The following is an 11415-nucleotide window of genomic DNA, read 5'->3' as shown; positions in this document are numbered from 1 at the left end:
CCATGAGCACCACGACGACGGCGCTGAAGGAGATCGCGGCGCGCGTGACCGACCCGGAGATCCCGGTGTTGACCATCGAGGACCTGGGCATCCTGCGCGGTGTCCACCTCGATGACGACGGCGGGGTGCGGGTGGTCATCACCCCCACCTATTCGGGGTGCCCGGCGATGGACGCCATCCGGGAGGACCTGCAGACGGCGTTCCAGGCCGAGGGCTATCAGGACGTCACCGTCGACCTGGTGCTCTCCCCGGCTTGGAGCACCGACTGGATGACCGAGTCGGGCAAGGCCAAGCTCGAGGAATACGGCATCGCCCCGCCCACCGGCACCGGCCACCGCGGAACGGTGACACTCGGCATGGCGGTCAAGTGTCCACAGTGCCACAGCCTCAAAACCAAGGAACTCTCCCGCTTCGGGTCCACCTCCTGCAAGGCGCTCTACCAGTGCCAGGAGTGCCTGGAACCCTTCGACTACTTCAAGGTGCTTTCATGACAGAGACGACCCAGACCCCCGAGACCGGCACGGAGGGTTCCGCGCCCCGCCGTCGTGCGTCCTTCCACACGCTGACCGTCTCCGAGGTCCGCCGGCTGACCGCCGCGGCCATCGAGGTCACCTTCGAGGTGCCCGCCGAGCTGATCGACGACTACGACTACCTGCCCGGGCAGTATGTGGCGCTGCGTAAGGAACTGCCCGATGCCGACGGCAACGTCGCTGAAGTCCGCCGCAGCTACTCGATCTGCGCCGAACCGAAGCCGGGGGAGATCCGGGTCGCCATCAAGCGCGACCTCGGCGGTCTTTTCTCCACCTGGGCCAACGAATCGCTGCAGGCTGGCGACACCATGGATGTCATGAGCCCTTCGGGCGCCTTCATCTCCAAGCACCAGATGACCGGGATGAACAACCCGGAGTCGATCGACACGACGACCAGCCACAACTTCGTGGCCGTCGCTGCCGGCTCGGGCATCACCCCCGTCATGGCCATCGCCCGGACCGTGTTGGCCGCCAACGCCAACGTCCACTTCGACCTCGTCTACGCCAACCGCGCGGCAATGGACGTGATGTTCCTCGAGGAACTGGCGGACCTGAAGGACCGCTACCCCTCGCGGTTCGCCTTGCACCACGTGCTCTCTCGCGAGCAGCGGATCTCGCCGTTGCTCTCGGGCCGGATCGACGCCGAGAAGCTCACCACGCTGCTCGGTTCGGTCATCCGCACCGACCAGATCGACGAGTGGTTCCTCTGCGGTCCGTTCGAGCTGGTCCAGCTGGTCCGCGACAACCTCGCCGAACAGGGCGTTCCGGCCGAGAAGGTCCGCTACGAGCTCTTCACCACCGGCCAGCCGACACGGCCCGAGGGCCATAGCGGACGCCCGGTCGTCGAGGACGAGTCCGGGGAGAACTACGAGATCGAATTCAAGCTCGACGGACTGCAGGGCCAGGTCAAGTCCCCGATGTCGGCCCGGGAGACCATCCTCAACGCCGCGCTGCGCGTGCGCCCCGACGTCCCGTTCGCCTGCGCCGGCGGCGTCTGCGGAACCTGCCGCGCCAAGCTGGTCACCGGCACGGTCAACATGGAGGAGAACTACGCACTGGAGCCCGAGGAGATCGACGCCGGCTACGTGCTGACCTGCCAATCCCACCCGACCTCGGACGCCGTGTCCGTGGACTTCGACGCCTAGGAGCCGACCTTGATCGACCTGCACATCGCCGACGGCATCGCCAACGTGGTCCTGAACGCCCCCGAGAAGATGAACGCCCTCAACGAGGACGCGCTGCGCGAGCTCTCGGACGCCTACACTCGTGCCGCCGAAGCCGTCACGACCGGCGAGGTGCGGGCCCTGCTGCTGCGCGGTGAGGGCCGCGGCTTCTGCGCCGGACGCGACATCTCCGGCGTGGTCCCGGCCGACGACGATGTCCAGGGCTACCTGGGTGGACTGGTCGAGCCGCTGATGCGCCAGATGGCCGATTTCCCGGCGCCCACCTTCGCGGCCGTCCAGGGGGCCTGCCTCGGTGTCGGGCTCGGCCTGGCTATCGCCACGGACGTGGTCTACGTGGCGGAGAACGCCAAGATCGGTTCGCCCTTTGCCAACCTCGGGGCGACACTGGATTCGGGCGGTCACTGGCTGTTCACCGAACGCCTCGGCGCCCACCGCACGCTCGACATGGTCTACACGGCCGAGCTGATTTCCGGCGCCGAAGCCGTGCGCTCCGGCCTGTTCAGCCGCGCGATGCCTGCCGAGGAGCTGCTGGAGACCACCCGCGGCATCGTGGGAAAGGTCGCCCAGGGTGCGACGCAGGCCTTCGTTGCCTCCAAGCAGCTCGTGGCCGAGATCCGGGACCAGCGCCTGGGCCTGTGGGAGTCGATGGCCAACGAGAACCGTGCCCAAGATGACCTGTGCGCCACCGACGACTACGCCGAGGGGTTCAAGGCATTCCAGGAAAAGCGGAAGCCCGCGTTCAAGGGCTGAACCTCGAGTTGCCCTTGGTACGGATTCACGTCATGGCGACCCGACACTATCGGGCCGACTTTCTCGGAGATCGCCCGCCCCGCTAGTGCTAGTGGCTTGAGTAAACCCGTCGCGCCTGGACCCGACATGCGCCTGAACAGTGGTGGCCCTCCGCAGATTTTGAGGTCAGCTTCGCGCCCTTCGTGCGGTTGCAGCGCCAGCACAGCGTCTGCAGGTTGTCCGGGGTGCTGAGCCCGCCCTTGGACACCGGAAGGATGTGGTCGACTTCCAGAAGCAGATGGGGCTCGGCCGCCACCGAGATGCCGCATGCGGGGTTCTGGCAGGTGTGGTGGTCGCGGGCCTTGATCTCGCCGCGTAGCCGGGCGGTCATCAGGGCGCGCTGCCCCGCTGCCGACTTCGCCCAGCGGATCTTCTGCACGAGGGTCTTCGCCAGCGCCTCAAGGGTGGGGACGTCGAGCCTAATGCCCGTTGACTGGCCGCTGTTGCCGCCGGCCGAGGTGTACTGGAACTTGTATTGCGGGTACGGCACGGTGATGGGCGAGAGGTGGATGCCGACCTGGTCCCAGAACTCCTTCGCGTATCGCTTGAGGATGAACGCCGGCGGGTCGATCTTCGCGGTGATCGCCGCCTCGCGGCCCTTCACGTTGCCGACGGCCTGTTCCAGCCGCGAGATGTCCTCGGAAACCCGCTGGACGTCAGCCAAGGTCTCCTGGTCGGCCTTGATGGAGAAATACTTCATTAGGTACTTGATCGGGTTGGCGCTGGCGTTGCGCACCACCTGCAGCGAGGCGTTGTGCACGTGGGGGGTGTATTCGGCCACGTTGCGGTCACGCCGATTGTTCCACGCCGAGTTATTCTCGAATGTGGCCAGATGCGCGTACTGCCCTGTCGAGGATGTCCCCAGGTCGAAGCTGCCCTGCTCGCGGATCTCTTCGACGTAGTTCACGACGTCGTTGTGTTCGGCAACAAAGCCGGTAACTTCGGAGCGCAACTGCTGGAATTCCGCCGATTTGAAGTAGGCGTCTCTGCGGATCTTCCAGATGAACGGGTTGAGGACCAGGAGACCAACAAACGCGAGAAAGCCCACCCAGCCGCTACTGGCGATTCCCCCAAACACGATCGGTGCCCCTATGAGCACCACGATAAACAGCCCAATGGGCATTGCTCCCCCTCAGAAGTTGCAGTGATGTGAGTTAACACATTACGGCCTGTCCACAGGGCATTTCCGGCTGGTAGGCCGGTTGGGAACCGGCCACGCCGGCCCCCTTCAGGTCTTGGGCTGTTGGCGTCACGGCCGCAAACGGCGACCTAAGGGGTCTCGTGGCCTGTCCTTCGACGACCGAATGGGAAAACTCCGTCAATACCATGTCGTCCCGGTCCAACCATTCGCCATGCCGCTCCTGGACGCGGTCAAAGCCCGTTTTCGCGACACAGCCCCGGCTGGATCAGTCGGTGTGGCTGAAGTCCTACTTTGGCCGCACCATGTCGAAGCGACCCTCGGCAAGGACCTCGAAGTAGGCGCTGGGGCCGCCTCCGCGCAGGATCGGCTGGGCGAGGGCCGTCTGGTAGATGCCCTCGGCCAGCAAGGATTCGTCAATGTGGACCGCGATGACTTCCCCGATCGTGAGCACGCTGGCAGACGGGTGCCCGTCTGCCCGGCGCAAGGGAACGATGTCACTGACCCGGCACTCGAAGCTGACGGGCGAGGCTGCGACACGCGGCGCTTTGATATCTATGGAATCAGCAGCTTCCAGGCCTGATGCGGCGAATTCATCGACGTCGGACGTCGTCGATGAGGCGTTCATTTGTTCTGCGAGCCCGCGCGTGACCAGGTTCCACGTGAATTCACCGGTCAGCTCGGCATTGCGGGCGGAGTGCTTGGGGTCGGTACTCGAGAAGCCAATGAGCGGCGGCGTGTAGGAAAAAGCATTGAAGAAGCTGTACGGCGCAAGGTTGCGAACTCCAGCAGGGGAAAGCGTTCCGATCCAACCGATCGGACGTGGCCCGACAATCGCATTGAACGGATCGTGCGGAAGCCGGTGCCCCTCTGAAGGGCGGTAGAAGTGCGAAGCCATGCGCTCAGTCAACCATCCCTCGGCATCACCGACTGGTTCTTTCCCGACAGAAATGGCCCCCAGCTCCCGCTGAAGATGCCAGCGCCCCCCCATGCCGTTCTGGAGTGTCCTGCCCTCATCGGGTGTCGACGTCCTCGAAGATCAGGAACGTCTGGGTGTCCAGCACACCTGGCATCGACTGGAGGTGTTCGAACACCACGCGGCGCAGGTCCACGTTGTCCTTGGCGCGCACCAGCAGGATCACGTCGAAATTCCCCCCGACCAGGCCGATGTGGTGGACCTCGGGCAGTGCAGCCAGGCGCTCTCGCAATTCACGCCACGAATGCTGGCGTAGCTTCAGGGTCACGTAGGCCGAGGAGCGCAGGCCAGCCTTGACCGGATCGACCACGGCCATGTACCGCGAGATGACTCCTTCATCCTGCAGCCGGTTGATCCGGGAGTAGGCATGCGCGCGGGACACATGGACGTTCTGCGCCACGGTGGTCACCGACTGCCGGCCGTCGCGTGTGAGCTCGGCGAGAATCCGGTGGTCGACGTCGTCGAGCTTGACGGGTACTGAGTCCATGGTGTCCTTCCAGGGCGTTGCGTCTACGGACGGTTGTGTAACGCCACTCACAAAGACGTTCTGTCTTCAATATTAGGGGCCTTGTATCCGAATTTCCAAGCATTCTGGAAGAAGTGGATACGAACCGATTCCAGTTCGCATACTTGAGTCACGAAGTGCTTTCGACACTGCGGCCTGGACCGGTGCGTCGGAGGGCCGGGAATCTACGAAGGAGTACACCATGAGCGCCGTGCCAGGTGAGCAGCATGCCACCGAAGCCGCCGACCTCGACAGCGTCTGCCGCCACTTCGGCATCTCCGTCGAGGACTACCTGCTGCCCTCGCGCGGGCAGATCCAGATCGTCGACGAATCAGGTGCGCCGCGCCCGGTCGAGGACCAGGGCACCGAGCCCGGGCACGAGTACCCGCTGCCCGACGATGAGACGCTGCTGAAGGCCTACGAACAACTGGTCATCGGCCGCCGCGTCAACGACCAGAACTCGGCGCTGGTGCGCCAGGGCCGCATGGCCGTCTACCCCTCCAGCCACGGCCAGGAGGCCTGCCAGGTCGCCGCCGCCCTCTGCCTGGGCGCCGGCGACTGGATGTTCCCGACCTACCGCGACTCCGTCGCCGTGATGGCCAAGGGAGTCGATCCCCTGGAGACCATGATCCTCTTCCGCGGTGACTGGCACGGCGGATACGACCCGCGCAAGTACAAGGTCGGCATCCAGTCGACCCCGCTGACCACCCAGCTGCTGCACGCGGTCGGCGTGGCCCATGCCGCGAAGCTGCGCGGCGAGGACACCGTCGTCCTGGCCATGTGCGGCGACGGGGCCACCAGTGAAGGCGACTTCCACGAGGCGCTGAACTTCGCCGCCGTGTTCAACCTGCCGGTGGTCTTCTTCGTGCAGAACAATCAGTACGCCATCTCCGTCCCGCTGGCCCACCAGTCGGTCGCCCCGTCCCTGGCCCACAAGGCCGTCGGCTACGGCATGGCCGGCGAGCGCGTGGACGGCAACGACCTGGTCGCCCTCATGGCGGTCCTGGGACGGGCCGTCGAGTTGGCCCGAACCGGCTCCGGCCCCCTGCTGGTCGAGGCCCACACCTACCGCATGCAGGCCCACACCAATGCCGACGATGCGACCCGCTACCGCCAGGACGCCGAGGTCCAGGCCTGGCAGGCCAAGGACCCGCTGAACCGCATGACCGCCTACCTGCAGGGCAAGGGCCTGCTCGACGACGCCGCGTCCGAGCGCATCGCCGCCCACGCGGAGGAAACCGCCAAGGCCCTGCGCGACGGGCTGAACCAGGACCCCGAGGTCGACCCGCTGGAGCTGTTCGAGCACGTCTACGCCACCCAGACCCCGCAGCTGGCCGAACAGGCCGCCCTGCTCGCGGATGAACTCTCCCGGGAAGGGGACGCCAAGTGAGCCCGCACATCACCACCTCCTCCGAGGCCAACGGCAACGTCAGCGCCGCCACGGCGCAGGCCACCGTCCGCGCCGCGGCCCGTGCCGAGGCCTCCGGCCCGAAGCCGGTCACGTTCGCCAAGGCCCTGAATGCGGCACTGGCCGATGCCATGGAAGCAGATTCCGCCGTCGTGCTCTTCGGCGAGGACATCGGCACCCTCGGCGGGGTCTTCCGCATCACCGACGGGCTGACGGCCCGCTTCGGCGAGCAGCGCTGCTTCGACACGCCGCTGGCCGAATCCGGCATCGCCGGCATGGCGATCGGCATGGCCATCAACGGGATGCGCCCGGTGATCGAGATGCAGTTCGACGCGTTCGCCTACCCGGCGTTCGAGCAGATCGCCTCGCACCTGGCCAAGATGCGCAACCGCACCCGCGGCGCCCTGGACATGCCCGTGGTCATCCGCATCCCCTACGCCGGCGGCATCGGCGGGGTGGAGCACCACTGTGACTCCTCCGAGGCCTACTACGCCCACACCCCGGGCCTGAAGGTCATGACCCCCTCGACGGTCTCCGACGCCTACCGGATGATGCGCGAGGCCATCGACTCGAACGACCCCGTCGTGTTCCTGGAACCCAAGAAGCTCTACTTCTCCAAGGACCCCGTGGACCTCGACGCGCTGCGCGCCGAGTACGAGGCTGCTGCCGCTGCGGGGGAGCGCCTGGCCGAGGGGCGGGCTGCGATCGCCCGCCCCGGCACCGACGCGACTCTGATCGCCTACGGCCCCTCGGTCTCCACGGCGCTGGCCGCCGCCGAGGCCGCCGCCGCCGAGGGGCGGTCGCTGGAGGTCATCGACGTGCGCTCGATCGTGCCCTTCGACGACGAGACCGTCGGCGCCTCGGTGCGCAAGACGGGCCGCGCCGTAGTCATCGCCGAGGCCCCCGGGTTCGCCTCGGTGGCCTCGGAGATCACGGCCAGGGTGCAGGAGCGCTGCTTCCATTCGCTGGCCGCGCCCGTGTTGCGCGTGACCGGGTTCGATGTCCCGTTCCCGTCGCCGAAGCTGGAGGGCTACTTCCTGCCCAGCGTGGACCGCATCCTGGACACCGTCGACCTGTTGCAGTGGGAGGACTAGACATGGCCATCAAGGTATTCCTGCTGCCCGACCTGGGCGAGGGCCTGACCGAGGCCGACCTGGTGAACTGGCTCGTGGCCGAGGGCGACACGATCGCCGTCGACCAGCCGATCGCCGAGGTCGAGACCGCCAAGTCGCTCGTCGAGGTGCCCAGCCCCTTCGCCGGCACCGTGCACCAGCTGCATGGCGCACCGGGCGACACGGTGGATGTCGGCAAGCCGCTGGTCTCCGTCGAGGAGGGTGCAGCCTCCGACAGGGCGGCAACGCCGGCAGCCGCGTCGCCGGCAGCCGGAGAGCAGGCCCAGTCCTACCGTGACGAGGAGCGGGCCGGGGCCTCCGAGGGATCCGGCAACGTGCTCATCGGCTACGGGACCCCCGGAGGGACCGGGGCCACGTCGCGCCGCCGGCGGCCGCGCGGGGCGGAGGTGCCTGCCCCCGCCCCGTCCGCCCCCGAAGCCGCCAAGCCCACGTCGACTCCCGCGCCTGCGCCGACACCGATGCGGAGCCAGGCGCCGATCGTCGTTTCGCCGTTGGTGCGCCGGCTGGCCCGGGACCACGGCATCGACGTGGCGACCCTGGCTGGTTCCGGCGCCGACGGCCTGGTGATGCGCGCCGACGTCCAGGCAGCCATCGACGGCGCTGGTGCACCGGAAGCACCGGCCGCCCGGGCAACGGGCGCCGAGGAGGCCCTGCGGCTGGCCGCGGCGACCGGGGCCGATGCCCGTTCGGGGCTTGGCATCACTGAACGCACACCTCTGAAAGGCGTGCGCAAGTCCATCGCCCAGGCCATGAGCACCTCGCGCCGGGAGATCCCCGAGGCCACCGTCTGGGTGGACGTCGACGCCACCGCCCTGGTGGAGATGCGTGCCCAGCTCAAGGCAGCCGATCCGCGGAACACGCCGGGACTGCTTGCGTTCATCGCCCGCTTCACGCTGGCCGGACTGGCCCGCTACCCCGAGCTGAACACCCGCGTGCAGGACAGCGCCGACGGCGGCCAGGAGATCATCTCGTTCGACGGGGTCAACCTGGGCATCGCGGCGCAGACCGACCGGGGGCTGATGGTCCCCAGCATCGCCAATGCGCAGGACCTCAGCGCCCGTCAGCTCGATGCCGAGGTCAGGAGGCTGGCCGCCGTGGCCCGCGAGGGCAAGTGCACGCCGGCCGAGCTGACCCGCGGGACGTTCACGCTGAACAACTACGGGGTCTTCGGCGTCGACGGCTCGGCGGCGATCATCAACTACCCGGAAGTCGCGATCCTCGGGGTCGGGCGGATCATCGACCGGCCCTGGGTCGTCGAGGGGGAGCTGCGGGTCCGCAAGGTCACCGAGCTGACCCTGACCTTCGACCACCGCGTTTGCGACGGCGGGACGGCCGGAGGCTTCCTGCGCTACGTCGCCGACGCGATCGAGAACCCGGGATCGGTGCTCGCCGACCTCTAGGAGCACCAGTGGCCCGGCCGCCTCGACGAGGCAGCCGGGCCACTGCGCTTTCGACTGCGGGACGCACGAGGCAGCCGACGAAACATTTGACCCGTCCAGCCTCGTCTACGGGTGGAGGCCGTGCCGGGGTAATAGAGTCGGACCACAGATGGAGACGGTGGGCACGGTGGCTCCCCTCAAGGCGCCGGACAAGGACGGGCAATGGCTGACGAAATAACACGGGCACGCTGGACTGAGGTGGGGGAGCGCACATGGTCGCTGCGGCTCGAGGGGTTCGGCGTCAACGCCGGGCTGGTGGTCGGCGACGAACGCGCCGCGGTCATCGACTCCGGAGCCGGCCCGGGTGAGGCGGCCGGGCTCCATGCCGCCGTCCGCGAGCTCACCGACCTGCCCCTGGTGCTCATCAACACCCACGCCCACGGGGACCACTTCTTCGGCAACGCGTACTTCGCCGCACACGGGGTCGGGGAGATCTGGGCCCACGCCAACGCGGCCCGCGCCATGGCGGAAACGGGGGATGCGCAACGCCGCCTGGTCCGCTCCGTCGACCCGGACATGGCTGCAGCGGAAGGCGAGCACACCGCCGTCGTCCTCCCCACACACCTCGTGGACGCCCAGCCCGTCGACCTGGACCTCGGCGGGCATTCCATCACGCTCTTCCACCTGGGCCGCGGCCACACCGACGGGGACCTGCTCGTCGGCTCGGGCAGCGTCCTGTTCGCCGGCGACCTCGTCGAGGAGGGGGCCGACCCGTCCTTCGAGGACTCCTACCCGCGCGACTGGGAACACGCCCTGGGCAAGATCATCGCCATCGACGAGCTCTACCCCTCCGTCGTCCCCGGACACGGCCGGCTGCTCGACATGGACTTCGTGCGCACGCAGCTCCAGCAGCTGCGCCAAGGCATCCGCATGTGCAGCTCGGCGATCAGCGAGTCCTCGGCCGACGCGACCAAGGCCATCCCGATCCTGCCCTACGGTCCGCTGCAGTCCCGCCACCTGGTCATGCGGATGAAGGAGACCGCGGGAAGCCGGGGGGCGTAGCGCCATCGCCGCCACCCCGGGCCCCGGCGGCCGCGGCGGACTGGGGACGATGGTCTTCCGCGTCTACGCGCCCTCGCTGCTCTATGCCATCGGCCAGGGCTGCGTGCTCCCGGTCATCGCCCTCAGCGCCCGAGACCTGGGTGCCAGCGTGGCCCAGGCGGCCCTGGTCATCACCCTGATCGGGGTCGGATCGCTGGTCACCAACGTGCCGGCCTCCCTGCTGGTCGCCCGGCTCGGCGAGCGGATCGCCATGATCGGCGCCGCCGCCTGGGCCACCGCGGGCATGGTCGCCTGCCTGGCAGCGGGAACGCTCTGGGTCTTCGCCGCCGGCATCCTGATGATCGGGATGGCCGGCTCCGTGTTCAACCTGGCCCGGCAAAGCTACCTGACCGACGCCGTGCCCTTGAGCCACCGTGCCCGGGCGATGTCCGGACTCGGCGGGACACTGCGCATCGGCCTCTTCGTCGGTCCTTTCGCCGGGGCCGCGGCCATGCACTGGCTCGGCCTGCCCGGGGCCTACTGGACGGGACTGTGCGCCATGGCCGCCGCCACGCTGGTCAGCATCGGCATCCCCGAACTCGAGGTGCACCCAGGGCCTACCGGAACCGGGGGAAGCCGCCCGGCCCCGGATCCCACCGGGAACGACGCCGGTCCCGTCACCCTGCGCGGCATCATCGCCGCCCACTGGCGCATCTACGCCACCGTGGGCCTGGGCATCGTGATGATCTCCGCGGTCCGGGCCACCCGGCAGGCGGTCATCCCGCTCTGGGCCGAGCAGCTGGGCCTGGACGCCTCGGCCACCTCGCTCGTCTACGGCGTCTCGGGGGCCGTGGACATGCTGGTGTTCTATCCCGCCGGAAAGGTGATGGACCGCCGGGGCCGGACCTGGGTGGCGGTGCCGTGCATGGTCGTCATGGGCGTCGCCCTGGCGCTGATGCCGCTGACCACCGGGCCGTGGACCCTGCTGCTGGTCGCCATGCTGCTGGGCTTCGGCAACGGCATCGGCTCGGGCATCGTCATGACGCTGGGGGCCGACCACTCGCCGGCGGTCGGCCGCCCGCAGTTCCTGGGCTTCTGGCGGCTGATCTCCGACGCCGGCGTCATGGGCGGACCCGTCCTGCTCTCGGCGGTCACCGCGGCGGCCACGCTGGGCACCGGCGTGGTGGCGGTGGCCGTGGTGTCCTTTGCGGGAGCGGGGCTCTTCGCCTACTTCATCCCGCGCCAGGCACCGCCGGGAAGCCTGGACGAACGCCGACCCCGGAACGGCCGATAGCGCCTCTGCGCCGACGGCTGCGCTGCAGCGCCGACTTC

11 protein-coding genes are annotated in these 11415 nt (G+C 68.3%); 8 read left to right on the top strand and 3 right to left on the bottom strand.

What is annotated here, in order from left to right; translation table 11 throughout:
• Positions 1-2: 2 nt before the first annotated feature.
• Genes paaD through AB8M85_RS02020 form a run of 3 tightly spaced genes read left to right on the top strand, consistent with a single transcriptional unit; the run spans position 3 to position 2464 of the window.
• Positions 3-491 (top strand): 1,2-phenylacetyl-CoA epoxidase subunit PaaD, encoded by a 489-nt coding sequence (gene paaD, locus AB8M85_RS02030; protein ID WP_372697098.1) that lies wholly within the window; start codon positions 3-5, stop codon positions 489-491.
• Positions 488-1675: a 1,2-phenylacetyl-CoA epoxidase subunit PaaE gene (paaE, locus tag AB8M85_RS02025; protein ID WP_372697097.1), complete on the top strand. Its 1188-nt coding sequence runs from the start codon at positions 488-490 to the stop codon at positions 1673-1675. Before paaD ends, paaE begins: the two co-directional genes overlap by 4 nt.
• Positions 1676-1684: 9 nt before the next feature.
• Positions 1685-2464: an enoyl-CoA hydratase/isomerase family protein gene (locus tag AB8M85_RS02020; RefSeq protein WP_372697096.1), complete on the top strand. Its 780-nt coding sequence runs from the start codon at positions 1685-1687 to the stop codon at positions 2462-2464.
• Between the two features lie 88 nt (positions 2465-2552).
• Here the strand turns inward: AB8M85_RS02020 and AB8M85_RS02015 are convergent, their stop codons facing one another.
• The 3 genes from AB8M85_RS02015 to AB8M85_RS02005 form a co-directional block, all read right to left on the bottom strand.
• A complete protein-coding gene (locus AB8M85_RS02015) occupies positions 2553-3626 on the bottom strand; it encodes an HNH endonuclease (protein ID WP_372697095.1) in 1074 nt (357 codons plus the stop codon).
• Positions 3627-3930: 304 nt separating this feature from the next.
• Positions 3931-4539 (bottom strand): flavin reductase family protein, encoded by a 609-nt coding sequence (locus AB8M85_RS02010; protein WP_372697094.1) that lies wholly within the window; start codon positions 4537-4539, stop codon positions 3931-3933.
• A 115-nt stretch (positions 4540-4654) separates the two neighbouring features.
• The gene (locus tag AB8M85_RS02005; protein WP_372697093.1) at positions 4655-5104 is read right to left on the bottom strand and encodes an Lrp/AsnC family transcriptional regulator; all 450 of its coding nucleotides are present in this window, start codon (positions 5102-5104) and stop codon (positions 4655-4657) included.
• A 220-nt stretch (positions 5105-5324) separates the two neighbouring features.
• On the opposite strand from AB8M85_RS02005, the gene pdhA reads away from it, so the two are divergent.
• The 5 genes from pdhA (at position 5325) to AB8M85_RS01980 (ending at position 11377) form a co-directional block, all read left to right on the top strand.
• Positions 5325-6512: a pyruvate dehydrogenase (acetyl-transferring) E1 component subunit alpha gene (pdhA, locus tag AB8M85_RS02000; RefSeq protein ID WP_372697092.1), complete on the top strand. Its 1188-nt coding sequence runs from the start codon at positions 5325-5327 to the stop codon at positions 6510-6512.
• The gene (locus AB8M85_RS01995; RefSeq protein ID WP_372697091.1) at positions 6509-7624 is read left to right on the top strand and encodes an alpha-ketoacid dehydrogenase subunit beta; all 1116 of its coding nucleotides are present in this window, start codon (positions 6509-6511) and stop codon (positions 7622-7624) included. Before pdhA ends, AB8M85_RS01995 begins: the two co-directional genes overlap by 4 nt.
• A gap of 2 nt (positions 7625-7626) precedes the next feature.
• Entirely contained in the window at positions 7627-9063 is a 1437-nt protein-coding gene (locus AB8M85_RS01990; protein ID WP_372697089.1) for a dihydrolipoamide acetyltransferase family protein, read from the top strand.
• Between the two features lie 201 nt (positions 9064-9264).
• On the top strand, positions 9265-10104 hold the full coding sequence (locus AB8M85_RS01985) for an MBL fold metallo-hydrolase (RefSeq protein ID WP_372697088.1): 840 nt from the start codon (positions 9265-9267) through the stop codon (positions 10102-10104).
• Positions 10105-10153: 49 nt separating this feature from the next.
• Positions 10154-11377 (top strand): MFS transporter, encoded by a 1224-nt coding sequence (locus AB8M85_RS01980; RefSeq protein ID WP_372697087.1) that lies wholly within the window; start codon positions 10154-10156, stop codon positions 11375-11377.
• The last annotated feature ends 38 nt before the right edge of the window (positions 11378-11415 follow it).

The organism is Arthrobacter sp. JSM 101049, from assembly GCF_041679245.1.
Classification (GTDB): domain Bacteria; phylum Actinomycetota; class Actinomycetes; order Actinomycetales; family Micrococcaceae; genus Arthrobacter_H.
This window is presented reverse-complemented; position numbering and strand designations above follow the sequence as displayed.